Source organism: Roseinatronobacter domitianus (assembly GCF_023336755.1).
Classification (GTDB): Bacteria; Pseudomonadota; Alphaproteobacteria; order Rhodobacterales; family Rhodobacteraceae; genus Roseinatronobacter; species Roseinatronobacter domitianus.
In genome coordinates, this window is sequence record NZ_JALZWP010000010.1 from 26,235 (window position 1) to 51,511 (window position 25,277).

The 25,277-nt window shown below is 61.2% G+C and carries 28 protein-coding genes; 11 read left to right on the forward strand and 17 right to left on the reverse strand.

What is annotated here, in order from left to right; translation table 11 throughout:
- Nucleotides 1–10 precede the first annotated feature (10 nt).
- Nucleotides 11–1,036 (reverse strand): asparaginase, encoded by a 1,026-nt coding sequence (locus tag M3N55_RS10945; protein ID WP_249058764.1) that lies wholly within the window; start codon nucleotides 1,034–1,036, stop codon nucleotides 11–13.
- 196 nt (nucleotides 1,037–1,232) lie between these two features.
- Between M3N55_RS10945 and M3N55_RS10950 the strand changes: the two genes are divergently transcribed.
- From M3N55_RS10950 to M3N55_RS10965, 4 genes are all read left to right on the forward strand, one after another.
- Nucleotides 1,233–1,772, forward strand: coding sequence for an invasion associated locus B family protein (locus M3N55_RS10950; RefSeq protein ID WP_249058766.1), 540 nt, complete (start codon nucleotides 1,233–1,235; stop codon nucleotides 1,770–1,772).
- A gap of 96 nt (nucleotides 1,773–1,868) precedes the next feature.
- Complete coding sequence (gene rlmN, locus M3N55_RS10955) at nucleotides 1,869–3,047, forward strand: dual-specificity RNA methyltransferase RlmN (RefSeq protein ID WP_249058767.1); 1,179 nt, start codon at nucleotides 1,869–1,871, stop codon at nucleotides 3,045–3,047.
- Nucleotides 3,048–3,287: a GlsB/YeaQ/YmgE family stress response membrane protein gene (locus tag M3N55_RS10960; RefSeq protein ID WP_249058770.1), complete on the forward strand. Its 240-nt coding sequence runs from the start codon at nucleotides 3,048–3,050 to the stop codon at nucleotides 3,285–3,287. It abuts the gene before it with no gap.
- A 73-nt stretch (nucleotides 3,288–3,360) separates the two neighbouring features.
- On the forward strand, nucleotides 3,361–3,600 hold the full coding sequence (locus M3N55_RS10965) for an HP1242/YdcH family protein (protein ID WP_249058784.1): 240 nt from the start codon (nucleotides 3,361–3,363) through the stop codon (nucleotides 3,598–3,600).
- A 22-nt stretch (nucleotides 3,601–3,622) separates the two neighbouring features.
- On the opposite strand, the gene M3N55_RS10970 is transcribed toward M3N55_RS10965, so the two are convergent.
- Nucleotides 3,623–4,465, reverse strand: coding sequence for a fumarylacetoacetate hydrolase family protein (locus M3N55_RS10970; protein ID WP_249058786.1), 843 nt, complete (start codon nucleotides 4,463–4,465; stop codon nucleotides 3,623–3,625).
- Nucleotides 4,466–4,532: 67 nt separating this feature from the next.
- The gene (locus M3N55_RS10975) at nucleotides 4,533–4,994 is read right to left on the reverse strand and encodes a universal stress protein (protein WP_249058788.1); all 462 of its coding nucleotides are present in this window, start codon (nucleotides 4,992–4,994) and stop codon (nucleotides 4,533–4,535) included.
- Nucleotides 4,995–5,141: 147 nt separating this feature from the next.
- On the opposite strand from M3N55_RS10975, the gene M3N55_RS10980 reads away from it, so the two are divergent.
- From M3N55_RS10980 to M3N55_RS10990, 3 genes are read left to right on the forward strand one after another with little or no spacing between them, the layout of a single operon-like run.
- Complete coding sequence (locus M3N55_RS10980) at nucleotides 5,142–5,627, forward strand: (2Fe-2S)-binding protein (protein WP_249058792.1); 486 nt, start codon at nucleotides 5,142–5,144, stop codon at nucleotides 5,625–5,627.
- Between the two features lie 28 nt (nucleotides 5,628–5,655).
- Nucleotides 5,656–8,028, forward strand: a complete 2,373-nt coding sequence (locus M3N55_RS10985) for a xanthine dehydrogenase family protein molybdopterin-binding subunit (RefSeq protein ID WP_249058794.1) — start codon at nucleotides 5,656–5,658, stop codon at nucleotides 8,026–8,028.
- A gap of 13 nt (nucleotides 8,029–8,041) precedes the next feature.
- A complete protein-coding gene (locus M3N55_RS10990; protein ID WP_249058796.1) occupies nucleotides 8,042–8,830 on the forward strand; it encodes an FAD binding domain-containing protein in 789 nt (262 codons plus the stop codon).
- A 41-nt stretch (nucleotides 8,831–8,871) separates the two neighbouring features.
- On the opposite strand, the gene M3N55_RS10995 is transcribed toward M3N55_RS10990, so the two are convergent.
- Nucleotides 8,872–9,258 carry a type II toxin-antitoxin system death-on-curing family toxin gene (locus tag M3N55_RS10995; RefSeq protein WP_249058798.1) on the reverse strand — a complete coding sequence of 129 codons (387 nt, stop codon included), beginning with the start codon at nucleotides 9,256–9,258 and terminating at the stop codon, nucleotides 8,872–8,874.
- A complete protein-coding gene (locus M3N55_RS11000; protein WP_249058801.1) occupies nucleotides 9,255–9,479 on the reverse strand; it encodes an AbrB/MazE/SpoVT family DNA-binding domain-containing protein in 225 nt (74 codons plus the stop codon). The genes M3N55_RS10995 and M3N55_RS11000 overlap by 4 nt, the downstream gene beginning before the upstream one ends.
- 158 nt (nucleotides 9,480–9,637) lie before the next feature.
- Here M3N55_RS11000 and M3N55_RS11005 point away from each other — a divergent pair, with 158 nt between their 5' ends.
- Entirely contained in the window at nucleotides 9,638–10,339 is a 702-nt protein-coding gene (locus tag M3N55_RS11005; protein WP_249058802.1) for a glutathione S-transferase N-terminal domain-containing protein, read from the forward strand.
- Here the strand turns inward: M3N55_RS11005 and M3N55_RS11010 are convergent.
- From M3N55_RS11010 to M3N55_RS11035, 6 genes are all read right to left on the reverse strand, one after another.
- The gene (locus M3N55_RS11010; RefSeq protein WP_249058806.1) at nucleotides 10,336–10,914 is read right to left on the reverse strand and encodes a nucleotidyltransferase family protein; all 579 of its coding nucleotides are present in this window, start codon (nucleotides 10,912–10,914) and stop codon (nucleotides 10,336–10,338) included. The genes M3N55_RS11005 and M3N55_RS11010 overlap by 4 nt on opposite strands.
- Nucleotides 10,914–12,212: a branched-chain amino acid ABC transporter permease gene (locus tag M3N55_RS11015; RefSeq protein ID WP_249058809.1), complete on the reverse strand. Its 1,299-nt coding sequence runs from the start codon at nucleotides 12,210–12,212 to the stop codon at nucleotides 10,914–10,916. Before M3N55_RS11015 ends, M3N55_RS11010 begins: the two co-directional genes overlap by 1 nt.
- Entirely contained in the window at nucleotides 12,209–13,219 is a 1,011-nt protein-coding gene (locus M3N55_RS11020) for a branched-chain amino acid ABC transporter permease (RefSeq protein ID WP_249058821.1), read from the reverse strand. Before M3N55_RS11020 ends, M3N55_RS11015 begins: the two co-directional genes overlap by 4 nt.
- A gap of 5 nt (nucleotides 13,220–13,224) precedes the next feature.
- Nucleotides 13,225–13,935: an ABC transporter ATP-binding protein gene (locus M3N55_RS11025; protein ID WP_249058823.1), complete on the reverse strand. Its 711-nt coding sequence runs from the start codon at nucleotides 13,933–13,935 to the stop codon at nucleotides 13,225–13,227.
- A gap of 69 nt (nucleotides 13,936–14,004) precedes the next feature.
- Nucleotides 14,005–14,790 (reverse strand): ABC transporter ATP-binding protein, encoded by a 786-nt coding sequence (locus M3N55_RS11030; RefSeq protein WP_249059054.1) that lies wholly within the window; start codon nucleotides 14,788–14,790, stop codon nucleotides 14,005–14,007.
- A gap of 79 nt (nucleotides 14,791–14,869) precedes the next feature.
- Complete coding sequence (locus tag M3N55_RS11035; protein ID WP_249058826.1) at nucleotides 14,870–16,051, reverse strand: ABC transporter substrate-binding protein; 1,182 nt, start codon at nucleotides 16,049–16,051, stop codon at nucleotides 14,870–14,872.
- A gap of 14 nt (nucleotides 16,052–16,065) precedes the next feature.
- On the opposite strand from M3N55_RS11035, the gene M3N55_RS11040 reads away from it, so the two are divergent.
- Complete coding sequence (locus M3N55_RS11040; protein ID WP_249058828.1) at nucleotides 16,066–16,827, forward strand: glycosyl transferase family 90; 762 nt, start codon at nucleotides 16,066–16,068, stop codon at nucleotides 16,825–16,827.
- A 12-nt stretch (nucleotides 16,828–16,839) separates the two neighbouring features.
- On the opposite strand, the gene guaA is transcribed toward M3N55_RS11040, so the two are convergent.
- Nucleotides 16,840–18,399 carry a glutamine-hydrolyzing GMP synthase gene (guaA, locus tag M3N55_RS11045; RefSeq protein ID WP_249058830.1) on the reverse strand — a complete coding sequence of 520 codons (1,560 nt, stop codon included), beginning with the start codon at nucleotides 18,397–18,399 and terminating at the stop codon, nucleotides 16,840–16,842.
- A gap of 95 nt (nucleotides 18,400–18,494) precedes the next feature.
- Nucleotides 18,495–19,727: a glycerate kinase type-2 family protein gene (locus M3N55_RS11050; RefSeq protein ID WP_249058839.1), complete on the reverse strand. Its 1,233-nt coding sequence runs from the start codon at nucleotides 19,725–19,727 to the stop codon at nucleotides 18,495–18,497.
- Between the two features lie 91 nt (nucleotides 19,728–19,818).
- Between M3N55_RS11050 and fabG the strand changes: the two genes are divergently transcribed.
- Nucleotides 19,819–20,556: a 3-oxoacyl-[acyl-carrier-protein] reductase gene (fabG, locus tag M3N55_RS11055; RefSeq protein ID WP_249058842.1), complete on the forward strand. Its 738-nt coding sequence runs from the start codon at nucleotides 19,819–19,821 to the stop codon at nucleotides 20,554–20,556.
- Between the two features lie 125 nt (nucleotides 20,557–20,681).
- On the forward strand, nucleotides 20,682–20,915 hold the full coding sequence (locus M3N55_RS11060; RefSeq protein WP_249058845.1) for an acyl carrier protein: 234 nt from the start codon (nucleotides 20,682–20,684) through the stop codon (nucleotides 20,913–20,915).
- A gap of 79 nt (nucleotides 20,916–20,994) precedes the next feature.
- Here M3N55_RS11060 and M3N55_RS11065 read toward each other — a convergent pair whose 3' ends face one another.
- From M3N55_RS11065 to M3N55_RS11080, 4 genes are all read right to left on the reverse strand, one after another.
- Nucleotides 20,995–21,528, reverse strand: coding sequence for a cytochrome b (locus M3N55_RS11065; RefSeq protein ID WP_249058847.1), 534 nt, complete (start codon nucleotides 21,526–21,528; stop codon nucleotides 20,995–20,997).
- Between the two features lie 75 nt (nucleotides 21,529–21,603).
- Nucleotides 21,604–23,364 (reverse strand): SulP family inorganic anion transporter, encoded by a 1,761-nt coding sequence (locus M3N55_RS11070; RefSeq protein ID WP_249058849.1) that lies wholly within the window; start codon nucleotides 23,362–23,364, stop codon nucleotides 21,604–21,606.
- 108 nt (nucleotides 23,365–23,472) lie between these two features.
- Entirely contained in the window at nucleotides 23,473–24,240 is a 768-nt protein-coding gene (locus M3N55_RS11075) for a polysaccharide deacetylase family protein (protein ID WP_249058858.1), read from the reverse strand.
- On the reverse strand, nucleotides 24,233–25,129 hold the full coding sequence (locus M3N55_RS11080) for a glycosyltransferase family 2 protein (RefSeq protein ID WP_249058861.1): 897 nt from the start codon (nucleotides 25,127–25,129) through the stop codon (nucleotides 24,233–24,235). Before M3N55_RS11080 ends, M3N55_RS11075 begins: the two co-directional genes overlap by 8 nt.
- Nucleotides 25,130–25,277 lie beyond the last annotated feature (148 nt).

Genomic DNA, 25,277 nt, shown 5'->3' on the forward strand with positions numbered 1-25,277 from the left:
GAAACCCTGCTCAGGCAAAGCCTGCAGCAAGCCGCGTGTCGCCCACCATCATGTTGCGACGGTTGTGTAGCGGGCCAATATATTGCGTAACCACCGGGTCCGCAGCATCCAGCACGCCATACCGCAAAAGCAGTCCGGTCATCGCGGCCTCTGATGCGCGTATGCCGCCATCCGCGATTTTCAGCGCAATGCCCAAACCCTGTTCCGGCAACATCGCCACGAACACCGCCTCTGCGCCGGTCTTGACTGCGGCGCGGCCCTTGGTGGCGCGCATCAGGTTGGTGCAGGCTTTGGCCTCTCCTGCGACCATCTCTGGATGCGCCATCATCGCGTTGCGCAACTGTGCCAAGGCCTGCGCGCGCAAGTCGCCCACGCCCTCACGGGCAGCAGCATATCGCGCCATCGCCAGCCCCAGACCTTGCAATTCGGTGGCAAAATTCGGCGCCGAACACCCGTCAATGCCATATCCCGGAGAGCGTTGACCGGTCACATCCTCGAACGCATCCCGCACGGCGCGTTGCACGGGGTGATCGGGGTCGACATATTCGGACCCGCCGCGCAAATGGTGGTTCAGCGTCAGAAAGCCTGCATGTTTGCCCGAACATTCATGGTGGCTTTGGCAAGGTTCGGCATGGGTGCAGATCAGCCGGTCGCGCTCTGCAATGTCGCCCGGAGGGGCGCTGCCGCAGCGCAGGTCGTCATCCGACAGGCCCAGATCGTCCAACCAGCGCGTGACCATCCCGACATGCAGCGCGCTTGCCTGATGCGACGCGCAGGCCAGCGCCAATTGCGCTGTGCTCAGCCCCTTGGCCGCGCCCGATTCGACCAGCGGCAGCGCCTGCACCATCTTGCAACTGGAGCGCGGGTAGATCACCACATCGGGCCGCCCCCACGACTCTACAATCTTGCCATCCGCACGCATGACAACCGCATGGCCCTGATGGACCGATTCCAGCCTGTCGCCGCGCCACAGTTCAACCATGGGCACCGCGCCCTGTGCGATTATGGCGGGTCCGGGGCTGTCTTGCTTCGGCATGATCTTGCTTATCCTGTCCTAATTGCGCAGATCGATTCACGCTTGCGCGATTTTTTAACGCTAGGGCTTTGAACTTCGACTATCGAAAGGTTATGAAAACCAATGAAAAGGTGACAGCCCAAATCGCACTTGCGTGTGAAACGGGCGCGAACAGGCCCGATCTAACGGATCGAACAGCTCGGAGGCAAGCTAGCAGATGGTGTTCCACGCACGAAACCAAGCCGGGATGGCACTGGGCGCAGCACTCGCCCTTTCACTTGCAGGCGGCGCGGTGCAGGCGCAGGTGTCGACAAATCGCGTGGCAGCGGACACCGCCTGGAGCGTGTTTGTCGCAGAAGACCCCAAAGAATGCTGGGCCGTGTCTGCCCCGCGCGAAACCGTCAACACGCGCGGCGGCAGCCCGGTTCAGGTGCGGCGCGGCGATATCCTGTTGTTTGCCACCTACCGCTCTGGCAACACAATGCCCGTCATTTCCTTTACCGGCGGCTACCCTTTCGCCCCCGATTCGACCGTGGGCCTGACCGTGGGCGACACTCAATACCAGCTTTTCGTGAATGGCGAATGGGCGTGGTCGGGCTCTGAAGAGGAAGACGCGCGCATCCTCGCCACATTGCGCGCCGGGGCAGAGGCCGTGCTGACCGCCCGGTCCTCGCGCGGGACCGACACGCGCGACACATTCTCGCTGTTCGGCTTTACCGCCGCAACCGAAGAAGCACTGCGCCAATGCGCTAACTGATTTCACGGGTTTTGCCCGCTGCAATGGCCGCCCGGACTGTCTTTTCCGGGCGGCTTTATTATATACTAGGCCAAGTCCGAAACGAAAGCCCGCCCCATGACCGCCAATGCCCCCATCACCCAAGACGTGCTGACCCTGCCGCGCAAGCTGCCAGAGGGTGGGAAACGCTCTCTTGTCGGTCTGACCCGCGCGCAAATGGCAGAGGCGTTGGCGCAAATCGGCACCCCCGAACGCCAAGCCAAGATGCGCGTGGGCCAGATCTGGCAATGGGTCTACCATTGGGGCGTGCAGGATTTCGCCTCTATGACCAACCTTGCCAAGGGCTACCGCGACCAGCTGGACGCGGCCTTTACTCTGGACCGACCGGAAATTGTTTCGCGGCAGGTGTCCGAGGACGGCACGCGCAAATACCTGCTGCGCATTGCTGGCGGGCACGAGGTTGAGGCCGTCTATATCCCCGAAGAAAACCGCGGCACCTTGTGTGTTTCCAGCCAGGTGGGTTGCACGCTGACCTGTTCCTTTTGCCATACCGGCACCCAGAAACTGGTGCGCAACCTGACAGCGGCGGAAATTGTCGGGCAGGTGCTGGTTGCCCGCGATGACTTGGGCGAATGGCCTGAACCCGGCGCCCCCAAGAACGAAACCCGCCTTGTCAGCAATGTCGTGCTGATGGGCATGGGAGAGCCGCTTTACAATTTCGACAATGTGCGTGACGCGATGAAAGTCGTGATGGATGGCGAAGGGCTGTCCATTTCGCGCCGTCGGATCACGCTGTCCACGTCGGGCGTGGTGCCTGAAATTGCGCGCACGGCAGAAGAAATCGGCTGCCTTCTGGCGATCAGCTTTCACGCCACCACAGATGAGGTGCGCGACAAACTGGTGCCCATCAACAAGCGTTGGAATATCAAGACCTTGCTGGACGTTTTGCGCGATTACCCGCGCATATCGAATTCCGAGCGGATCACCTTTGAATATGTCATGCTGAAAGACGTAAACGACAGCGATGCCGATGCGCGCCGTCTTGTGCGGCTGATCGCGGGGATTCCGGCCAAGATTAACCTGATCCCATTCAATGAATGGCCCGGCGCGCCCTACCAACGGTCGGACTGGGCGCGGATCGAAAGTTTCGCCGATATCGTCCATAAGGCAGGCTATGCCAGCCCCATCCGCACCCCGCGTGGCGAAGATATCATGGCCGCCTGTGGGCAGCTTAAATCCGCGACCGAACGCGGGCGGCAATCGCGCGCGGAAATCGCGGCACAGACGGGGGCCTAGATGCCCGTCGTCCTCCTCATCGTGGTCGGTGCACTTGCCGGTGTCATCGCCACACGGCTGATGCGGATGAATACCGACCTGCCAACCGCGATGGTTATCGGGGTCTTGGGCGCGGTCGTCGGCGGCCTTGGGTTTCGGTTCATGATGGCGTCAGCGGGGTGGGTCGGCGGGTTCGTGCTGGCGCTTCTGGGGTCGCTGGCGCTGCTGTGGCTCTATCAACTTTGGCAAGGCCGCCGCTGATATTGCGCCAGATCAAGGCGGTTGCGGCGCAATCCCTTACACTCTTCTCGTAAGCAATGACAGGAGAGCGAACATGTCCCACACCCCACATGAACTGGCCGAGGAATTTCCGCAGCAGGTAGAGGAATTGCATCGCCTGAAGCAGGAAAACGCCCATTTCGCCAAGCTCTTTGACAGCTACCACAACGTGAACCGTGCCATTCACCGCGCCGAGACACATGTTGAACCTGTCTCCGAAGACGAAGAATCCCGTATGCGTCGCGAGCGGTTGGCGCTCAAAGACGAAATCGCGCATATGCTGAACGGGGGCTGAGCGCGCGCGCGTGGCGGTCTGTTCAGGCCGCCACCACCTTCGACACTTGCCGTCCAAGCCCGTCCACCTCCAGCACGACCGTGTCGCCAGCGGTTAGAAATTGCGGCGGCACCATGCCCAAGCCAACCCCCGAAGGCGTGCCCGTGGCGATCACGTCACCCGGCATCAACCGCATGAAGGTCGACATGTAAGCCACGATTTCCGAGACCGAAAAGATCATGTCGGATGTGTTCGAGCCTTGCCGCGCGTCCCCGTTCACCACCAGCGACACATCCAGCGCCTGCGGGTCCGGCACCTCGTCGCGGGTCACGAACCAAGGCCCGATCTTGCCGAAGGATGGCGCGGATTTGCCCTTTATCCACTGGCCGCCCCGGTCCTTCTGGAAGGTCCGTTCCGACACGTCATTCACCGCAACATAGCCCGCAACATAGTCCAGTGCCTCGGCTTCGGGAATGTTCAGCGCCGGGGCCCCGATCACCACGCCCAGTTCCACCTCCCAATCCACGCGCGACGCGCCTTGGGGGATGATGATGTCATCTTCTGGCCCCGCCAAAGACGAGCTGGCCTTGGAAAACACCAACGGCTCGCTTGGCTTTGTAGCACCCGTCTCTGCGGCATGGGCGGCATAGTTCAACCCGATGCAGTAGAAATTCGGCACCCAGGCCAAGGGCGCGCCCAGCCGCACCAACCCTTCAACCAAGGGCGCCGCGGTCAGATCGCGCGCGGCCAGCTCCGCCAGCGCGGTAAGTGCGACCGTCTTGCCCGCGAAATCCGGCACCATCCCGGACAGATCGCGCAACCGCCCCTCTGCATCCAGAAACCCAGGCTTTTCCTGCCCCACAGCCCCAAAGCGCACCAGTTTCATCCGTGCGTCCTTTCCATTTCATCTTGCCAAAAATACTCACGACACGACATCTGCCAGACGCGATGGATCAACCCTTGGAGATCGCTTCCAGCCGTTCGCGTGTCAACTCACCGGGAACGATGGTAATCGGCACCGGCAGCGTGCCCGAAGATCGCGTCAGTTGCGTCACCAACGGGCCGGGATTGTTGCCTTCGGTGCCGGCGCCCAGAACCAGAATACCAATCTCTGGATCATCCTGAATTTGCGCCAGAATTTCGGCCACCGCCTCGCCCTCGCGGATGACCAGCTCGGGGTTCACCCCTTGGCGGTCGCGCATCCATTTGGCGAACACCTCGTAATGCGCCTCTATGCGCTCGCGGGCCTCGGCACGCATGACATCCGCCACGCCCATGAAGCCGTGAAATTCTTCCGGAGAGATGATCGACAGAATCTGCACCTGCCCCTTGGTATGCGAAGCGCGCATCGCGGCAAAGCGCATGGCGTTCAGGCATTCGCGGCTGTCATCAAGGATGACAAGGAATTTGCGCATGTGCCCTCCGGTCTGGTTGTCACCCGCGCATATTGGCGTGTCGGTGCCGCACTGTAAAGCGCCGCAACAGGCTACACCCAAGGTCGTATAGGCGTGCGCGCGGTTCCATGGTTCACTCTGGTCAAAGCCAATGATGGGAGGAGCCACATGAGCAAAGTAACAATGACGGTAAATGGCCGCGAAAGAAGTGCAGAGGTCGAAGGACGCACGCTGCTGTCGGGTTTTCTGCGCGAAGGGTTGGAACTGACCGGCACCCATGTCGGCTGTGACACCAGTCAATGCGGCGCTTGCGTGGTGTTGGTGAACGGGCAGGCGATCAAATCCTGCACCGCGTTTGCCCATGATCTGGACGGCGCAGAGGTCACGACCATCGAAGGCGTGGCCAACGCAGATGGCAGCCTTGGCCGCATCCAGCAAGCGTTCAAGGATTATCATGGGCTACAATGCGGCTTTTGCACGCCGGGCATGGTGATGAGCACGGCGGCACTCTTGGCCGAGAACCCCAAGCCCTCAGAGGAGGAGGTGCGCCATTATCTGGAAGGCAATATCTGCCGTTGCACCGGGTATCAGAACATTGTGCGGGCCGTGATGGCCGCATCAGGGCAGGAAGCAGGCGCGCTGGCGGCTGAATAAGACCAGCAGATTTTCAGGGAGGACTGACATGCCAAAAGATGACGGCATCGGCGCCAGCGTGAAGCGGCGCGAAGATACGCGTTTCCTGACCGGGAACGGCAAATACACCGACGATATCAACCTGCGCGGGCAAACCTATGTGCATTTCCTGCGCTCTGACATCGCGCATGGACGCATAAAGGGGATCGACAGTTCCGCCGCCGAGGCGATGGATGGCGTGCTGAAAGTGTTCACCGCCGCCGATTTCGACAGCGCGGGCGGTATTCCCTGCGGTTGGCAGGTGACCGACAAGCACGGCCAGCCGATGCAGGAACCCAAACACCCCATTCTGGCCGAAGGCAAAGTGCGCCATGTGGGCGACCCGATCTGCGCCGTGGTGGCCGAAACCTACGCGCAGGCCCGCGATGCCGCCGAGGCGATTGAGGTGGATATCGAAGAGCTGGACCCCGTCGTCGACATGAAAGCCGCGCTGGCGGACGGTGCGCCATTGGTGCATGACGACCTGACCTCGAACCTTTGCTACGATTGGGGCTTTGTCGAGGAAAACAAGGATGCAGTGAATGCGGCCTTTGACAGCGCCGCGCATGTGGTCAGTCTGGAACTGACCAATAACCGCCTTGTCGCCAACCCCATGGAGCCGCGCGTTGCCGTGGGCGATTACGACCCGTGGGGCGACAATCACACGCTCTATACCACCAGCCAGAACCCGCATGTCATTCGCTTGCTGATGGGCGCGTTCGTGCTGAACATTCCCGAACACAAGCTGCGGGTCGTGGCCCCTGATGTGGGCGGCGGGTTCGGCTCGAAAATCTATCACTACGCGGAAGAAGCGTTCTGCACCTATGCCGCCAAGGTCTTGAAACGCCCGGTGAAATGGACCTCGTCGCGGTCGGAAGCCTTCATTTCTGACGCGCATGGGCGCGATCACAAGACAAAGATCGAACTGGCGCTGGATGCGGATCACAACTTCACCGCGCTGCGCACGGAAACCTACGCCAATATGGGCGCGTATCTGTCCACCTTCGCGCCATCAATCCCGACATGGTTGCACGGCACGCTGATGGCCGGGAACTATAAAACCCCGCTGATTTACGTCAACGTCAAAGCGGTCTTCACAAACACCGTGCCCGTCGATGCCTATCGCGGGGCCGGGCGGCCAGAGGCCACGTTCCAACTGGAACGGCTGGTTGACAAGGCCGCGCGCGAATTGGGTGTGGACCCGATCGAATTGCGCCGCCAGAACTTCATCAAGCCCGAAGAATTCCCGTATCAGACCCCGGTCGCGGTGGTCTATGATACCGGCAATTATCACGCCACGATGGATAAAATGCTGGAGCTTGCCGATTACGCGGGCTTTGAAGCGCGCCGGGCCGAAAGCGCAAAGAACGGCAAGCTGCGCGGCTTTGGTATTGCGCATTACATCGAGGCTTGCGGCATTGCGCCCTCGAACCTTGTGGGCCAGTTGGGCGCGCGGGCGGGGCTTTACGAATCGGCGTCTGTGCGGGTGAATGCCACCGGGTCTATCAGCGTCTATACCGGCAGCCACAGTCACGGGCAGGGGCACGAAACCACCTTCGCCCAAGTGGTCGCAGACATGATCGGGGTGGATGCCAACAGCATCGAAATTCACCATGGCGACACGTCCAACACACCAATGGGCATGGGCACCTATGGCTCTCGCTCCTTGGCCGTTGGTGGTTCGGCTATTGTCAAAGCCACCAACAAGATCATCGACAAGGCCAAGAAGATCGCCGCCCATCTGCTGGAAGCCGCGCCCGAGGATATCGAGTTGAAGGACGGCAAATTCAGCGTGGCGGGCACCGACAAATCCGTGGATTGGTCGGGTGTCACGCTTGCGGCCTATGTGCCGCATAACTACCCGCTGGAGGAACTGGAGCCGGGGCTTGAGGAAACGGCCTTCTACGACCCGTCGAACTTCACCTACCCCTCGGGCGCTTACGGCTGCGAGATTGAGCTGGACCCGGACACCGGCAAGATCGACATCCTGCGCTTCATCGCCGCTGATGATTTCGGCAATATCGTGAACCCGATGATCGTTGAGGGGCAGGTGCATGGGGGGCTTGCCCAAGGCATCGGGCAGGCGTTGCTGGAAAACTGTGTCTATGATGACCAAGGTCAGCTTTTGTCGGGCAGCTACATGGATTACACCATGCCACGCGCCGATGACATGCGCGGCTTCACGGTCGATCATAGCTGCGTCACGCCTTGCACGCACAACCCGCTGGGGGTGAAAGGCTGTGGCGAGGCCGGGGCGATTGGCTCACCCCCCGCGGTGGTCAATGCCGCCATTGATGCGCTGCACCGCGCAGGCCACACGCAGATCACCCATATCGACATGCCGCTGACGCCATCGCGCGTCTGGGCCGCGATGCAAGGGTAAAGGAGGGAAACCCATGTATAATTTCGACTTCGTGAAACCCGGATCGGTCGCAGATGCGGTCGCGGTGCTGGCGGATGACGACGCACAGCCGCTGTCGGGCGGGCAAACCCTGATCCCGTCGATGAAGGCGCGGCTGAACGCGCCTGGCACTTTGGTCAGCCTGACGGGCATTCCCGACCTTGTCGGCGTCTGCCGTGAAAGCGATACGCTGGTGATCGGGGCCGCCACGACCCATGCGCAGGTTGCGCGCGATGCAGCGGGCGACTTCCCCGGTCTAGCGGCCTTGGCTGGCCAGATCGGAGACCCCGCTGTGCGCAATCGCGGCACCATCGGCGGCAGCCTTGCCAATAACGACCCGTCCGCCTGCTACCCGGCGGCGGCCCTTGGCACGGGCGCGACCATCGTGACCGACCGACGCGAGATTGGCGCAGATGACTACTTTCAGGGCATGTTCGCGACCGCCCTGGAGGAAGGCGAGATCATCACCTCGGTGCGCTTCCCCATCCCGCAAGCGTCGGCCTATGCGAAATTCGTGCAACCCGCCTCGCGCTTCGCGCTGACCGCAGCGTTCGTGGCGCGCTACGCCAGCGGCGTGCGTGTGGCGATTACGGGCGCGTCGGAAAACGGCGTCTTCCGCTGGGCAGAGGCAGAGGCGGCGCTGTCATCCAATTTCAGCGCCGACGCGCTCGCATCGCTGGGTTGTTCACCGCATGAAATGATCGCGGACCTGCACGGCACGGCGGCATACCGCGCGCATCTGGTGGGGGTGATGACACGCCGCGCGGTCACAGCCGCCGGATAACGCCATGCAGCACGCCCCGACCGCAAGGCCGGGGCGTGCTGTCAGATCGCAGTCATCCCTTGACAGAGCCACTCTGCGAAACGCGCCTCATCGATTGCACTCGCGGCCAAGTCTTCCATCATCCGCACACCCAATACCGGGTTTGTCTGAAACGCATGCCCGTTCAGGCGCAGAAATGTCAGCGCGGTCACAAAGGCGCTGCGCTTGTTGCCATCAACAAACGCATGCGCCTTGCTGATCCCGAACGCGTAAGCGGCTGCAATCTGCGCCTGCGTCGCATCGGAATAGGCAGCGCGATTCATCGCCCGCGCGCAGCCCGCTTCCAGCAAAGCACGGTCCCGCAAACCAGCGGCCCCGCCATGGCGGGCGATTTGTCGGTCATGAATAGCGATTATGGCGGCAAGAGGAACCCAGACAGGCCCCGTCACGCAAGCGCCTGAAGCAGGTCGCGATTTTCATCCATCACGATTTCTGCGGCGGCCAAGGCCTCCGCCAGTGCCGGGTCATGCAGCGTAATCTTTAAACTGCCATCATCCCCGCGCAGAACAAACAGCGTGTCGCCTTCCTTGGCATCAAGGAGTGTCAGCATTTCTGTGGTCAATGTCATGACCGCCGAATTGCCAACTTTACGGATTTTTGTTTCGATCATGTCGCCCACCATCTGGATACATGTTCGTATATACGAAAGGGCCACTGAAATTCAAGGGTGGGAAAATATCGCCGCATGATATCTTTTTTCGCGCAGCCCTTGGACAGCGCGCCTAGACCCCTTAGCTTGTGAAGCAACGCACACGCAAAGGACGCATCATGACCATTGATCTGCACTATTGGCCCACGCCGAATGGCTGGAAAATCTCTATCGCGCTGGAAGAAATGGGGCTGCCCTATGATGTGCATTTCGTCAATATCGGCGCAGGCGACCAGTTCAAGCCAGAGTTTCTGAAGATCGCGCCGAACAATCGGATGCCTGCCATTGTGGACCCGGACGGGCCGGATGGCGCGCCGATTTCGATCTTCGAGTCGGGTGCGATCCTGCAATATCTGGCGCGCAAGACCGGCCAGTTCGGTGGCCCGACCGAACGCGACCGCATTGCGGTGGACCAATGGTTGATGTGGCAAATGGGCGGGCTTGGCCCGATGGCGGGGCAAGCGCATCATTTCCTGAAATACGCCCCCGCGATGGACCCGCCCAATGATCTGCCCTATGCCAAGGACCGCTACCGCAATGAAACCGGGCGCCTGTTGGGCGTGCTGAACAAGCAACTTGCCGAGAACCGCTATGTTGCCGGTGATTTTTACTCGATTGCCGATATGGCGATCTGGCCCTGGGCCACGCTGTGGGAAGGGCAAGAGCAAACGCTCGACGACAAGCCGCATCTGAACCGATGGTTGGAGGAGGTCGGCGCACGCCCGGCGGTGCAAAAGGGGCGCGCCTTGGCCGCCGATCAGCGCAGCGATGTGACAACCGACAAGGACGCGCAGAAAGTGCTGTTCGGCAAGCGCGACTAGTTTTCTGCTCTCCAAGCCGCCCAGGCCTCTGGCGTGTCCAGATCGGTCAGGGCGCGCTGACCGGGCAGGGGGTGCAGCTGCGGCGGGTGGTCTTTCAGGATTGCCCGCGCGCCTTCGTCCCCTTGCAGGCCGCTTAATTTGGCCAACACTTTGCGCGGCAGAATAACAGGGTGGCCGGGCTGTCCATCATCCGTCGCCGCGCGCAACGGGGTGTCGGGGATCTCGGTCTGCCTGTCGAACAGCGCCTGCATGTCTTGTGTCGTGATGTCGGGCATGTCGGGCAGGGCGATCATCAGCGCCTGCGCGCCTGTCTGCAACGCCCAAGCCGCCCCCGCACGCAGGCTGGCGGCCATGCCTTCGGTTGCGTCAAGTTCTAACAATGTCAGGTCCAGCCCGTCCAACGCATCACGGCGCGGGCTACCAAGGGGCAACGTGACGGCCACCGCCACCCCCGTGGCCTTTGCCCGCAACGCAGACCGGCGCAGCAGCGACACACCGTCCACCTGCTCCAGCAGCTTGTCGCGCCCCCGCATCCGCGAGGACGCGCCCGCCGCCGGAAGCAGGATCGCATGCATCAGCGTTCCGGGATCAACCCGCGCGGGGCAAAGCGCAGCATCAGCAGAAGCGCCACGCCCATGGTCAGAAGCCGCATATAGCTGGCAGAGCCAAGCAAATGCGCCTTCAGGTCCGACCCGTCCGCCATGCCCGATGTGACCAGTTCCATGAACCAGCGCCCGGCGGGTTCGACCTGCACCCACAAGAACCAGATCACAAACCCGCCCAGCACCGCGCCCCAGTTGTTGCCAGACCCTCCGACAATGACCATGACCCAGATCAGGAAGGTGAAGCGCAAAGGTTCATAGCTGCCCGGTGTAAGCTGGCCGTCCATAGACACCATCATCGCACCTGCCAGCCCGCACACGGCAGAGCCAAGCACGAAAATGGCAAGATGGCGCTGTTTCACGTCCTTGCCCATCGCGCGGGCCGACACTTCATTGTCGCGGATCGCGCGCATCATCCGGCCCCAGGGCGAATTCCACGCGCGTTCCGACAGCCAGATCAGCACGCCCAGCACCAGAATGAACAGCCCGGCATAGCCAAGACCAGACACGACAGAGGCGGTCTGGCCCACGCCCCAGCCCAGCGTTTCGGCCAGCGATTGCACCCAAGGCGCGGCTTGCAGGTCCACCGGGCGGGTGACGGGGCGGTCAATGCCGGTCACGTTATTGACGCCGCGCGACATCCAGCCCTCAAACTTCAGCACGGCGATGACGATTTCGGAAATGCCAAGCGTGGCAATGGCCAGATAGTCGGACCGCAGGCCCAGGCTGACCTTGCCCACCAGCCACGCGACACCGGCGGCAAACAGCGCGCCCACGGGCCAAGCCAGAACCACCGGCAGGCCCAGCCCGCCCAAGTAGCCCTCGGACGCGGGGTTCACCGCCTCGATCGCTTGCGTGGCCGGGCCGAACACGGCAGAGGTTATGAAATATCCCACCACCAGCACAGCGAACACGGCCAAGCCCCGCAACCGCCCCTTGGGCAAGCGCTGATACACGACCACGGCGGCCAGAATACTGGCCACACCCAAAAGCAGCCCCAGAAGCGCGCCCAGACCGCCTGCGGCCCATGCCTCTGGCACCGGGGGTTGCGCGACCAGCACCACGGCCAAGCCGCCCACGGCGGTAAAGCCCATGATGCCCACGTTGAACAGGCCCGCATAGCCCCATTGCATGTTCACGCCCAAGGCCATGATGGCGGAAATCAGGCTCATATTCAGGATCGTGATGGCCAGTTGCCAGCTTTGGAACGCACCCACACCGGCCAATGCCAGCGCCATCAGAGCGAACAAAATATATCCGCGCGCCGTCATAGAACTTTCCCCTTGAAGATACCCGTGGGCCGGAACAGCAACACGATAACAAGGATCATGAAGGTTACGGCGAATTTGTAATCCACCGGCAAAAGCTGAACCATGCCCGAAGGCTCAAAACCGTCCGGCAGCAGGTAACTTGCCACGCGCCGCCACGCGAAGGTCACGCCCATTTCGGCAAACGCGACCACATAGGCACCGACAATCGCGCCCAAGGGGTTGCCCAGCCCGCCCAGAATGGCGGCCGCGAACATCGGCAGCAGAAGCTGGAAATAGTTGAAAGCGCGAAAGCCCTTGTCCAACCCGTAAAGCGTGCCGGCCAGCACCAGCAGAATGCCGGTAATCACCCATGTGATCGTGACCACCCGTTCGGGGTTTATGCCCGACAGAAGCGCCAGATCCTCGTTATCGGAATAGGCGCGCATGGATTTTCCGGCGCGGGTGCGGTTCAGGAACCAGAACAGCGCAACCATCACGATCAGCGCGGTGACGATGGTAATGGCTTGGGCATTGCGCAAGGCCAGACCCTCTGAGAGCCCGGTGAAGGCGCGGAAATCGCGCACGCTGAACACAAAGCGCGCGCCATCCTCGAAGCGGGTTTCGCCCACGCCCATGAACAGGCGGGTGATACCGTTGGTCACGAACATAACGCCAAGCGAGGCCATGACGAAGATCATCGGCTTCGCGCGCACCCGGCGGTAGTAGCGATACACCAAGCGGTCGGCGGCCAGCAGATACAGCACCATCGCCACAACCCCGATGGGCACGGCCAAAAGCGCCGTCGGTAATGGCGCAATGCTGACACCCGCGCCTTGCAGCGCGAAGGTGCCACCGATCACAGCCGCCGTGCCAAGCGCCATCGTGTCGCCATGGGCAAAATGGGCAAAGCGCAGGATGGAATAGATCAGCGTAATCCCCAAAGCGCCAAGCGCCAACTGGCTGCCATAGGCCAAAGCCGGGATCAGCATGAAATTCGACAGGCTGACGAGCGCGTTCAGAAATTCCATGGCCGTCAGCCCCCCAAGAAGGATTTGCGCACATCCGGGTCGGCCAACAGGGCCTGCCCGGTGTCGGTGTAGCGGTTGGCACCTTGCACCAGAACATAGCCCTTATCGGCAATCTCCAGCGCTTGGCGGGCGTTCTGTTCGACCATCAGAATGGAAATTCCGGTGCGCGCGATCTCGATAATGCGGTCAAACAACTCATCCATCACGATGGGGCTGACGCCTGCGGTTGGCTCGTCCAGCATCAACACCTTTGGCTGGGTCATCAGCGCGCGGCCCACGGCGACCTGTTGGCGCTGACCGCCGCTGAGTTCGCCCGCAGCCTGTCCGCGCTTGTCGCGCAGGATGGGGAACAACGTGTAAACCTGCTCCATCGTGGCGGCGATATCGTCGCGGCGGATGAACGCGCCCATCTCAAGGTTTTCCTCGACCGTCATGGACGGAAAGATATTGCTTGTTTGCGGCACAAAGCCCATGCCCTTGGCCACGCGTGCTTGTGGGGTCAGGGCGGTAATATCCTCGCCCTCCAGCCGCACCGCGCCCATCCGCAGCTTCAGCATGCCGAACACGGCCTTCATGGCGGTTGATTTGCCCGCGCCATTTGGGCCAACGATGACTGCGATCTGGCCTTTTTCCACGGCAATTGTGCAATCATGCAGAATATCCGCGCCGCCATAACCGCCGGTCATGGCGTCACCGATCAGGAAAGGCTCAGCCATGTTCTAACCCCAGCCACTTCATCTTGCCAAAAATACTCAAATCCGCCGAACAACCACAAGCGACCGCGCTCATGCCGCGCCATCCTTGACCTTATTCTTCAACCCGGTGCCCAAATAAGCCTCGATCACCTGCTCATTGGCCTTGATCTGGTCCAGCGTGCCTTCGGCCAAGACCTTGCCTTCGGCCATACAGATCACCGGGTCGCAAATGCGGCCGATGAAATCCATGTCATGTTCAATCACGACGAAGGTGTAGCCCTGTTCCTTGTTCAACCGCACAATGGCATCGGCAATGGTGTTCAGAAGCGTGCGGTTCACGCCGGCGCCGACCTCGTCCAGAAAGACGATCTTGGCGTCGGTCATCATGGTGCGACCCAGTTCCAGCAGCTTTTTCTGCCCGCCCGAAATCTGGCCCGCTTTCTCATCGGCAATGTGGTCGATGGTCAGAAATTCCAGCACTTCATTGGCGCGCCGCCGAATGGCCTCTTCTTCCTGCGCGACCTTTGCACCCTTAAACCAAGCATCCCACAGGTTTTCGCCCGACTGGCGCGGCGGCACCATCATCAGGTTCTCGCGCACCGTCATGGAATGAAATTCATGCGCGATCTGAAAGGTGCGCAACAGCCCTTTGTGAAACAATTCATGCGGGGGCAGGCCGGTAATGTCCTCACCCTTCATGATGACCTTGCCCGATGTCGGCGGCAGCACGCCCGCAATCACGTTGAACAGCGTCGTCTTGCCCGCGCCGTTCGGGCCGATCAGCCCGGTTATGGACCCTTCGGCAATTTCCAATGTGGCGCCATCGACAGCATGAAACCCGCCGAAATGCTTGTGCAGGTTTTCCACCCGGATCATGGACATGTGGCTGGCCCCCAATATGGCTTGCGGCCCAAGGGTATGCCCTTAGGCCGCAAAACGATTTTATACCAATTGCTTAGTGGAACTTGACCGTGGTGTATTCGCCACCTTCTACGATGTATTCACGGAAGCTGCCAGAGGCTTCGCCGGGGCCGACCAGCTCGACATTGGTCGCGCCGACATAGTCGATCTCGCCGCCATTGGCCAAGATTTCCAGACCCTTGGCCAATTCGCCGGGCAGGATTGGCTCGCCCGGTGCGTTGGCAACAGCCAGCACATTGGCGGCAATACCGGCAGGTGTGGCTTCGCCTGCGGCCTGCGCAGCCAGCGCAAGAATCGCGGCAGCGTCGTAGCTTTCGCGGGTGTAGCTGCTGTCGCCGCGGACGCCTGCGGCTTCGGCCAAGGCGGCAAATGCTTCTGCGCCATCACCCTGCGCCCACGGAATGGTGCCCACGGTGCCTTCCAGCGCTTCGCCGGTATTGGCGATAAGCGCATCGCCATACATCCCGTCACCCATGAAGAACTGCTCGAACGCGCCCAGCTCGTAAGCCGTGCGCAGGGTCGAGCCGCCGCCATCAGTGTAGCCCAAGATGACTAGCGCATCGCCACCAGCGGCAGCCAGCGTGCCAACTTCGGCGGAATAGTCGCCCTTGGCTTCTTCATGCGGGACGGTGGTGGTGATGGTGCCACCCGCAGCGGTGTAGGCTTCGGCAAAGGCCGTCGCAAAACCAGAGCCGTAATCGTTGTTGGTATGCGTCAGCGCCACGGTGTCAAAGCCACGCTCCAGCACGATATTGGCCAGGATCACCCCTTGGCGCGCATCGGACGGTGCAGTCCGGAAGAACAGACCGTTCGAGTCTGTCGTGGTGAACGCAGGCGAGGTCGCAGAGGGCGAGATCATCGGCACACCCGCCGACATCGCCACGTTTTGCAACACGGCCATGGTTACGCCGGAACAATCAGCCCCCACCATGGCGACAATGCCATCGGAAGAGATCAGACGCTCGGCTGCGGCTTGCGCGGCAGAGCTGTCGACACAGGTCGAATCGGCGCGCACGGGCGTGATGGTTGCCCCGCCCAGAAACAGGCCGCTGTCGCTGATTTCCTTCATGGCCAGTTCGGCGCTGTCAGCCATGTAAGGCGTGATGTCTTCGATCGGGCCAGTATAGCCCAGAAGCACGCCCATTTTGACCTCTTGGGCCGAGGCTATGCCAGCGGACAAGACCAGCGCGGTGCTGGCGAGAAGCAAATTCTTCATAATGTTCTCCCTAGATGAATTCGGTTTCAATCGGTCACTCCGATTGGCCGAACCTGATTTTTCTCGGCAGCTTCAACTGCCTTGTCGAAAACTGTAGCATGGCCGCAAAAGCCGCGAAAGAGCTTTTGAAACAGCACATGCCCCCGATAAAATCGCAAGATCAGGGCGAATCGACGCCGAACCATGATGTGTTGCGCGATCTTTTTCTGGAGCATCGGTTTCCGTCCGCATGGGCACGTTCCCTGCATTGGGACCGGGCCGGTATTGCCAAGATGCTCCAGCGCGAAAAGCGCATCCTGTTCAATTCGCGCATTTCGAATGGGCTGAAGCAAGACGCGCAGGGCTGGATTACCTTGCGGGGCTTCGTGCAACCGTCCGGACAACCCTCGGTGGCGGCCTTCGGCTACAAGCTGTGCCGCAAGATGACGCGGGCCGATATGACCCGCTTGCGTTACCAACTTGCCATCGGCGGCAAGGATTATGCCTCGAACTTGCCATGGCTGTTGCATTCCAACTGCCTTGTAGTGTCGCAGGAGTTGGACTGCCTTGTCTGCTTTTGTGGCGCGCTTACGGCCTGGGAACATTATGTGCCGCTGGCCAATGATCTGTCGGACCTGAGCGACAAGCTGGCATGGGCCCGCGCGAACCCTGTCAGTTGCAAGGCGACCATCGCGCAGGCCAACGCCCGCGCGACCGAATTGGCAGACCCCGCGCTGGAAACAACGCTGCGCCGGGCTGTGCTGGATCGATATCGCCAGACTATGGACGCAGCCTAAGCGCGGTGGCGATCATTCCAGTTCGATTGTGCCCGGCGGTTTGCTGGTGCAATCGTAGAAGACCCGGTTAATGCCGCGCACTTCATTGATAATGCGGGTCGAGGTTTCCCCAAGGAATTCATGCGTGAACGGGTAGTAATCCGCCGTCATGCCATCGACACTTGTGACCGCCCGCAGCGCCAGCGCGAAATCATAGGTCCGCCCATCGCCCATCACGCCCACGGTGCGCATGGGCAAAATGGCGGCAAAGGCCTGCCAGATCTCATCATACAGGCCATGTTTGCGGATCTGGTCGATATAGACCGCATCGGCGCGGCGCAGGATATCCAGCTTCTCGCGCGTGATCTCTCCGGGGCAGCGGATGGCCAGACCCGGACCGGGGAAGGGGTGGCGGCCAATGAAGCTGGCGGGCAGGCCCAACTCGCGGCCCAAGGCGCGCACTTCATCCTTGAACAGCTCACGCAAGGGTTCAACCAGTTTCAGCCCCATCTTTTCGGGCAAACCGCCCACATTATGGTGCGATTTGATCGTGACAGAGGGGCCACCGCTGAACGACACCGATTCGATCACATCGGGATAGAGCGTGCCCTGGGCCAGAAACTCTGCGCCATCGATCTGGCTGGCGTATTTCTGGAACACGTCGATGAACAGCCGCCCGATGATCTTGCGCTTGGTTTCGGGGTCGCTGACGCCCTCTAGCTCGCCAAGGAACAGGTCGGATTCGTCGGCATGGATAAGCGGAATGTTGTAATTGTCGCGGAACATGGTCACGACCTCGTCGGCCTCGTTCTGCCGCAGCAAGCCGTGGTCCACGAACACGCAGGTTAGCTGGTCGCCAATCGCCTCATGGATCAGCACGGCGGCGACAGACGAATCCACGCCCCCCGACAGCCCGCAGATGACTTGCTTGTCGCCCACTTGTTCGCGGATTTTGGCAATCGCCTCAGTGCGGTAAGCGCCCATGGTCCAATCACCGGTAAAGCCCGCAAGCGTCAGGAAATTGCCCAGCATCTGCGCGCCTTTCGGCGTGTGGTGAACTTCGGGGTGGAACTGCACGGCATAAAAGCGGCGGTCATGGTTGCCGACAATGGCAAAGGGCGCGTTGGGCGAGGTAGAGATCACCTCGAACCCCGGCGCAAGGGCGGTGACGCGGTCACCATGGCTCATCCAGACCTGTTCGCGGCCTTGGTCAAACAGACCCTTAAAGATGCTGTCCTGCGCATGGCCCGACGCGGGTTCGATATAGGCGCGGCCAAATTCGGCGTGGTGGCCGGATTCGACCTGTCCACCCAACTGCTGCATCATCACCTGCTGGCCATAGCAAATGCCAAAGACGGGCACACCCATGTCGAACACCATTTGCGGCGCGCGCGGGCTGCCCGGTGCGGGCACAGAACCGGGACCGCCCGACAGGATGATCGCTTTCGGCGCACGGGCGGTCAAAAACGCATCATCCACCGTGTTGAACGGGTGAATTTCGCAATAGACATTCCACTCGCGCAGGCGCCGCGCAATCAGCTGTGTGACCTGAGAGCCGAAGTCGATGATGAGGCAGAAATCATGCTGTGTCATGGGCAAAGCGCATAGGGCAAAGCCCGCAGCTCGGCAAGAGGGTAGGGTGCGTGCAAACACCCACCCTATGCACCATCTGCCGTTGCATCCAGAGCTCAGCCCTGCACGGCCAAAATCTGCACATCGGCAACATTGGTGCCGGTTCCACCCGTTATCAGCAGGTCGTTTGCAAGTGCCAAGGCGGCATAGCTGTCATTATTGGCCAGCAATGCGTCGGCATCGCCCCCGGCGGCTTGGATGCGCGCAATCGTCTCGCCATCGACCACGGCGCCTGCGGCATCGGTTGGCCCGTCGCGCCCGTCCGTGCCGCCGGACAATAAGCGCCAGCCGGGCCGCCCGTGCAACGCCAGAGCGACGCGCAGGGCCAGTTCCTGATTGCGACCGCCCGCGCCGGTGCCGCGCAGGGTTACGGTTGTTTCCCCGCCCAGCACGGTCACGCCGGGGCGGTCGGCCAAGGCCACGATCCGCGCGGCGGCTTCGGCCACATCGCCCACCAGCGGCACCGGGTCGGCCAGCGCACCGGGCAGGGCGCGCGCCGCAGCCGCCACCGATTGCGCGTTGGACCCGACCAGATAATTCGCCGCCTCTGGCAAGCTGTGCGGCGCGTCATCACGGCGCAGAACCGTGCGCACCGATTCTGGCACGCGCGCCCAAAGCCCGTGATCTTCCAGCAGTCGCATCGCGTCGGCCCGCGTGCCAATTGGCGCAACGGTCGGGCCAGAGGCGATCACGTGCAGATCGTCGCCCACCACATCGGACAGGATAAGGGCGGTTACAGGGGCGGGGCTTGCGGTCTGCAACAGCCCGCCGCCTTTCAGCCGCGACAGGTGCTGCCGGACCATGTTCATCTGTGTAATGTCCAGCCCGGCGCCCAGCAGCAGGCGGTTCACCTCTGCCTTTTCCTCCAGCGTCACGCCTGACACGGGCGCAGGCAAAAGCGCCGAGCCACCGCCCGAAACCAGCACCAGAACCGCATCGTCCCGCGTGGTGCGCGCCAGCATCTTTTGCACCGCAAGCCCGGCCTGAAGCCCGTTCTCATCCGGCACAGGATGCCCTGCCGCCATCACGCGCGCGCCGTCAACCCGGCCGGCATTCTCATAATTCGTGACCACAAGCGCGGCATGAGGCTTGGGCAAAGCAGCTAATGCCGCATCCATCATCGCGCCTGCGGCCTTGCCAACAGACAGCACGAAAACACGCCCCTTGGGCATGGTGAAGGCCGCGTCTGCAAAGGCCCGCGCAACACCGCCCGCGGGGTCGGCTGCCGCGACTGCGGCCTGAAATGCTGCCTGCATTTGCGAAACGGAAAGTAGAGTTTGGTTGGTCATAAAGGTGCTTTCGTCTTGGCCTGCCCTCTAGGTGCTTGTTATAGGGGCCAAGGACAAGATGAACTCTCAACTTTTGCTCGAAAGGCCCGCCATGTTTGATCTGACAGGAAAACGCGCACTTATTACCGGGGCTTCGGGCGGGATTGGCGCGGCGATCGCGCGCGCGCTGCATGGGGCAGGGGCCACGGTCGCGCTGTCGGGCACACGCGAGGCACCGCTAAGCGCCTTGGCCGCAGAGCTAGGCGAACGCGCGCATGTTGTGCCGTGTAACCTGTCGGACCCAGAGGCTGTGGCCGGGCTGATAAAGGCCGCCACCGATGCAATGGGCGGCGTCGACATTCTGGTGAATAACGCCGGCATCACCCGCGACAACCTTGCCATGCGCATGTCCCACGCCGAATGGCAGGACGTGATCGACGTTAACCTCAGCGCGTCCTCCAAGCTGATGCGCGCGGCCATGCGCGGCATGATGAAGGCGCGCTGGGGCAGGGTGGTGAACATTACCTCTGTGGTGGGTGCAACCGGCAATCCCGGCCAGATGAACTATGCTGCGGCCAAAGCCGGGCTTGTGGGCGCGTCCAAGGCGCTGGCGCAGGAAGTCGCCTCGCGCGGGATTACAGTCAATTGCGTGGCGCCCGGTTTCATTGCCACACCGATGACCGACGCGCTGACCGATGACCAGAAAGCCGCGATCAACACGCGCATTCCCGCAGGCCGCATGGGCACCCCCGAAGAGATTGCAAGCGCGGTGCTATATCTGGCCAGCCCAGAGGCAGGATACAGCACAGGCGCCGTGCTGCATGTGAATGGCGGTATGGCGATGGTCTAAGCCTGCGCGCACGCGGGGCTTGACGCAAGCGCGCAATAACCCTATTGGGCGCGCAACGCATGCCCGCCGGGGCGGGCGAGGGACATTTTCGGGCCAAGGCTGGCCATAACAACATGAGGACTATCATGAGCGATATCTCGGATCGGGTGAAGAAGATCGTTGTCGAGCATTTGGGCGTCGACGAAGCCAAGATCACAGAAGGCGCGTCCTTCATCGATGATTTGGGCGCGGACAGCCTGGACACGGTCGAGCTGGTCATGGCCTTTGAAGAGGAATTCGGGATCGAGATCCCCGATGACGCCGCCGAAAACATCCAGACCTTTGGCGATGCAGTGAAGTTCATCACCGAAGCCTCTTAAAAGGCTTAGTTTAAGATGTTGGCGCAAGCCATTGAAAACGCCACCCCTTTTGGGGTGGCGTTTTTCGTTCTGGCACGTGTTACTTGCGTGCGGGCAAAATGCGGGTCATCGCGCCATCGCGCTTGATGCGTTGGTGCCAGATCGCGGCGGCCACATGCAGCACCACGAGGGCGATCATCAGTCTTGCGCCCAGCCCATGCGGAATGCGCGGCAGATAATCGCCGAACTCGGGCAGGGGCGCGGTGCTGCCGAAGAACACGACCTCTCCGCCACCGGACAGCGCCATCAGGGCCACGCCCGACAGCGTCATCACCAATAGCAGCGCATAAAGTGCGGCATGGCCCGCCTTGGCGGCCAGACCCTGCCAGCCGCTGGCCAAGGGCGCGGGGTGGCGGTCAGCAAAGATCCACCACGCTATGCGCGCCAGCGTCAGCAAAAGCACCGCCAGCCCCATCGGCACATGCCATTGCAAAATAGCGATCTGGCGGGCGTCGTCTTGTAGCCCGTCCATCATCTGGCCCGTGACCATCAGCGCCAGAATGGCCAAGGCGGTCAGCCAGTGAAACATCATGGCAACGCTGCCATATCGGGAAGCTGTGCTTTTCAGCGACATCGGATTGGTCCTTTGGTTTAACGGGTGCGCGCGTGTTCCCTGCAAACGCGGCAGGACCGGGTTTCCGTCGCGCCCTTATGCAGAGCGCAACAACGTGTCGCAGCGTTCTTCATTGGCGCAGGCGCTTGTCAGGTCCGGCGACAGCTTCACCATTGCGTCGAACTGGGTCAAAAAGACCTCTCCCGTTAGGTCATCCATGAAATGGCCACGTTCTAGCTGGTCCATGACCGGGCCTTTCACTTCCGACAGGTGAAACTGCACACCACCATCTTTCAGCCGGGTGTTGATCGCTTCCAGACTTTCCAGCGCCGAGGCGTCTATATAGTTTACAGCCGTGCATTGCAGCACAACATGACGCAGCCCCGGCTGGTCGGACAGCGCTTGCACAATCCGATCCTCTAACGCGCGGGCATTGGGGAAATAGAGCGACTCGTCCACCCGGATCGCGAAAACCGTAGGGTCGGTGGCAACCTTGTGGCGCGCGACATTGCGGAAATGCTCGGTCCCGGCCACTTGGCCCACGACCGCCATATGCGGGCGCGAGGTGCGGAACAGGAACAGCCCCAGCGACAGGCCAACACCTGCCAACAAGCCTTGCTCTACGCCGACCAGCAGCGTGAACAGCATGGTTGCCGCCATCGCAGCCCCATCGGCGCGGGAATAGGACCAGGTTCGGGGCAGGGCGCGGAAATCCAGCAGCGACAGCACCGCCACAATGATGATCGCGGCCAGCGTGGCGCGCGGCAGGAAATACATCAGCGGCGTCAACACCATGATCGCCGCCGCGATTGACAATGCCGTCATGGCGCCCGCCGCCGGGGTCGTGGCCCCCGCATCATGGTTGACGATGGTGCGCGCCAAACCACCCGTGACCGGCATGGCATTCGACACGCCTGCGCCGATATTGGCCAGTCCGAGCGCGATCAACTCGTTATCCGGGTTGACCGATTCGCGTTTCTTGGCGGCCAGCGTTTGCCCGATGGAAATGCTTTCCACATAGCCCACGATCGAAATCATGATGGCGGGCACAATTAGCAGTTGCATCAGGTCCAGATCGACCGTCGGCAAGCCAAAATCGGGCAATCCGCGCGGGATCTCTCCCAATATCGCGACGCCGAAGCGTTCCAGCCCAAAGACCCATACCAGCAGGGTAGAGACGACGACCGCCACCAGAAGTGCTGCCTTGGCCAGAAGCCGCGCGCTTGGTGCCGACAGGCCCAGACGCATCAGGACCGGGGCGGCACCCTTTCGCGACCAGAACAAAAACACCAGCAAGACCGATGACAGGATCACCGTGGCCGGGGTCATGTTGCCAAGATTTCCGACAATAGAAGGCACCACTTGCGGCAATGTCTTGCCGCTGATTGGTGCGCCCAGCAAATGGCGCAACTGGCTGGCTGCGATCAGGATGCCAGAGGCCGTGATGAACCCCGACATCACCGGATGCGACAGAAAACTTGCAATAAAGCCCAGACGGAACAGGCCCATCAACAGCATCATGGCGCCAGACATCAGCGCCAGCCACAACGCGGCGAAGTGAAATTCTGCGCTGCCTGTTTCGGCAACGACACCTGCCGCTGCGGCTGTCATAAGCGCAATCACCGCCGCTGGCCCGACCGCAAGACTGCGCGACGTGCCAAACAGTGCATAAAGCAACAACGGCAGGATTGCCGCGTAAAGCCCCGCTTGCGGCGGCAGGCCCGCCAGCATTGCATAGGCCATGCCTTGCGGGATCAGCATGATCGTCACAACCGCGGCGGCGATCGCGTCATTGGTCAGATCGGCGCGAGAGTAACCGGGAAGCCATGACAGGATCGGAAAATAACGCTTCAGCATAGCAGGGTCCCGTTGGTTCAGGCGGCCCGTGTCCGAAGCAGGGCGGGCGGCATTACATGGCCCCTATATATTTGTCAGATAATATATTGCAAGTTATGAATATAACTTTCAGCCCGATAACCGCGCCCAGACATCGCGCACCGGGAGCAATTCGGCACCCAAAGCGGTCGCGTCATCCAGCAGGCTTTCCAGTATCTCTGGGGTCACGCCGTAGGGGCTGGGGTGTGGACGCACATCATGGGTGAACATAACCAGCCAACCACCTGTAGTTGCAGCATGTTTCATCATGCGCCGAGCTGCGGCGACATAGTCGGGACGATGGCTGCCAAGGTCGCAGGCAAATAGTTGCATCCGGTCTGCAAAAGCTCTGTTGACACCGCTCCGCACGCCACGCGCCGTCGTCACATGCGGCACAAGCGCCCGTTTCAGCGTCAGCGTTGTCTCGCCATAGGGATAGGCGAAATGCGGGCTTGGAGGCTCTCCAAGAATATCCTGCAACGCTTTGATATTGCGCTCGATATCGGAAATCGCTTCGGCCATTGGCACATGTGTCAGATCGCCATGTGCATGGGTGTGCAGCGCGATCTCATGCCCCCGCGCGGCAAGCTCGCGCAAGCGGCTTGGCGTGGTGATCGGCCCGGACACGCCATCTTGCCCCAGCAGCCCGGTCGCAATGAAAAAGGTTGCCTGTAGCGACCGTTCTTCAAGAATTTCTATTCCGCGTGTGCAGGCACTGTCGGGGCAATCATCAAACGCGAAAGACAGATGGAACCGCGTATCCGACCGCAAAAACGGCGCGACGCGCACCATGCCGGTCAGGCGCCGCGCCACCCGGCGCGAAAAAGTCCGCCGCTGTTCGTGGTCGCTGTCATTCATGATACACCCAAGCATATTTGGACGCGCGGTAGAATTTCAACGCGTATAACCGCACCGCAATGGGCAAGCCGGCGAATAGGGCAAGCCGTTTGAAGCCGCGTCCCAGAACCTGCTGAAAGGGCAGAAAAGACAGCAGATACGACACGCGCGCAATCGGCATACGCCGCACATTATCGGGATACAAGCGGCGAATACGCCGAAAATTCTCGACGGATTCGGCATATTTCGTAATCAGCACTGCATCGGGTTCCAGCCCACGATGGCGCGCAGGATTGTCGATATGATGCACCGGGCTGTCGCGCACAATGCGCCATCCCCATTCCACATCTTCCCATCCCCAAGCCTGAAATTGCGGGTCAAAGAGGTGGCGCTCGACGATGGTGCGGTGAACGAAAACCGACGAGCTATAGACATAGCGACCGGGATCGCGGGCGCGGTGACGGGCGGGTTTACATTCGGATTTCACAGATTGCGCGGCGTGCAGACGATTTGCGGGGGTGATGTCGGACGCGTCGATCCGAAATCCGCCAACAACGCAACAGGCATCGCCATGGCGCTGCGCCGCCGCACGATACGTTTCGATGAAATCGGGCCGGTCCAGAGACATATCTGCATCGAGCATCAGCACCCAGTCCGACCGGATCTCCTGCAACATCACATTGCGGGCCTGCGCGCGACCAGAATTGGCGGGCAGCGTGAACAGAGTGGCCGGGCCGGGATGTTCTGCCAGCGCCTTGGCCAGACGGCGCGACAAATCCGGCAAATCCGACCCGTCATCGCATAGCAGCAGGCGGTAGCGATCTGCGCCATTCTGGCAGGCCAGCTCCATGACAAGGGGGACAGGGTCATCCTTGAAAAACGGGATGCAGACATCCACGCTCGCTGACATCGTGTCGCGCCAGTCCTGTCTGGAGACAATGGGTAAAATAATGAAACCCCTTTGATACTTAATCCAAAGATAGGGTAGCAAAAGAGCGGAACCATGGCGACCGATCTATTTTGCCCATAATCAGTATTATGTTAAATTTATAGTATGC

Bases quoted from the DNA above. Each gene is read 5' to 3' on its own strand.
- M3N55_RS10945 (WP_249058764.1), bottom strand. From the start codon at position 1,036: ATGCCGAAGCAAGACAGCCCCGGACCCGCCATAATCGCACAGGGCGCG.
- M3N55_RS11005 (WP_249058802.1), top strand. From the start codon at position 9,638: ATGACCATTGATCTGCACTATTGGCCCACGCCGAATGGCTGGAAAATC.
- M3N55_RS10970 (WP_249058786.1), bottom strand. From the start codon at position 4,465: ATGAAACTGGTGCGCTTTGGGGCTGTGGGGCAGGAAAAGCCTGGGTTT.
- M3N55_RS11035 (WP_249058826.1), bottom strand. From the start codon at position 16,051: ATGAAGAATTTGCTTCTCGCCAGCACCGCGCTGGTCTTGTCCGCTGGC.
- M3N55_RS11015 (WP_249058809.1), bottom strand. From the start codon at position 12,212: ATGACGGCGCGCGGATATATTTTGTTCGCTCTGATGGCGCTGGCATTG.
- M3N55_RS11025 (WP_249058823.1), bottom strand. From the start codon at position 13,935: ATGGCTGAGCCTTTCCTGATCGGTGACGCCATGACCGGCGGTTATGGC.
- M3N55_RS10985 (WP_249058794.1), top strand. From the start codon at position 5,656: ATGCCAAAAGATGACGGCATCGGCGCCAGCGTGAAGCGGCGCGAAGAT.
- fabG (WP_249058842.1), top strand. From the start codon at position 19,819: ATGTTTGATCTGACAGGAAAACGCGCACTTATTACCGGGGCTTCGGGC.
- M3N55_RS11050 (WP_249058839.1), bottom strand. From the start codon at position 19,727: ATGACCAACCAAACTCTACTTTCCGTTTCGCAAATGCAGGCAGCATTT.
- M3N55_RS11040 (WP_249058828.1), top strand. From the start codon at position 16,066: ATGAATTCGGTTTCAATCGGTCACTCCGATTGGCCGAACCTGATTTTT.
- guaA (WP_249058830.1), bottom strand. From the start codon at position 18,399: ATGACACAGCATGATTTCTGCCTCATCATCGACTTCGGCTCTCAGGTC.
- M3N55_RS10960 (WP_249058770.1), top strand. From the start codon at position 3,048: ATGCCCGTCGTCCTCCTCATCGTGGTCGGTGCACTTGCCGGTGTCATC.
- M3N55_RS10975 (WP_249058788.1), bottom strand. From the start codon at position 4,994: ATGCGCAAATTCCTTGTCATCCTTGATGACAGCCGCGAATGCCTGAAC.
- M3N55_RS11000 (WP_249058801.1), bottom strand. From the start codon at position 9,479: ATGATCGAAACAAAAATCCGTAAAGTTGGCAATTCGGCGGTCATGACA.
- M3N55_RS11010 (WP_249058806.1), bottom strand. From the start codon at position 10,914: ATGCATGCGATCCTGCTTCCGGCGGCGGGCGCGTCCTCGCGGATGCGG.
- M3N55_RS10950 (WP_249058766.1), top strand. From the start codon at position 1,233: ATGGTGTTCCACGCACGAAACCAAGCCGGGATGGCACTGGGCGCAGCA.
- M3N55_RS10990 (WP_249058796.1), top strand. From the start codon at position 8,042: ATGTATAATTTCGACTTCGTGAAACCCGGATCGGTCGCAGATGCGGTC.
- M3N55_RS11070 (WP_249058849.1), bottom strand. From the start codon at position 23,364: ATGCTGAAGCGTTATTTTCCGATCCTGTCATGGCTTCCCGGTTACTCT.
- M3N55_RS10980 (WP_249058792.1), top strand. From the start codon at position 5,142: ATGAGCAAAGTAACAATGACGGTAAATGGCCGCGAAAGAAGTGCAGAG.
- M3N55_RS11020 (WP_249058821.1), bottom strand. From the start codon at position 13,219: ATGGAATTTCTGAACGCGCTCGTCAGCCTGTCGAATTTCATGCTGATC.
- M3N55_RS11030 (WP_249059054.1), bottom strand. From the start codon at position 14,790: ATGATCCGGGTGGAAAACCTGCACAAGCATTTCGGCGGGTTTCATGCT.
- M3N55_RS10965 (WP_249058784.1), top strand. From the start codon at position 3,361: ATGTCCCACACCCCACATGAACTGGCCGAGGAATTTCCGCAGCAGGTA.
- rlmN (WP_249058767.1), top strand. From the start codon at position 1,869: ATGACCGCCAATGCCCCCATCACCCAAGACGTGCTGACCCTGCCGCGC.
- M3N55_RS11060 (WP_249058845.1), top strand. From the start codon at position 20,682: ATGAGCGATATCTCGGATCGGGTGAAGAAGATCGTTGTCGAGCATTTG.
- M3N55_RS11075 (WP_249058858.1), bottom strand. From the start codon at position 24,240: ATGAATGACAGCGACCACGAACAGCGGCGGACTTTTTCGCGCCGGGTG.
- M3N55_RS11065 (WP_249058847.1), bottom strand. From the start codon at position 21,528: ATGTCGCTGAAAAGCACAGCTTCCCGATATGGCAGCGTTGCCATGATG.
- M3N55_RS11080 (WP_249058861.1), bottom strand. From the start codon at position 25,129: ATGTCAGCGAGCGTGGATGTCTGCATCCCGTTTTTCAAGGATGACCCT.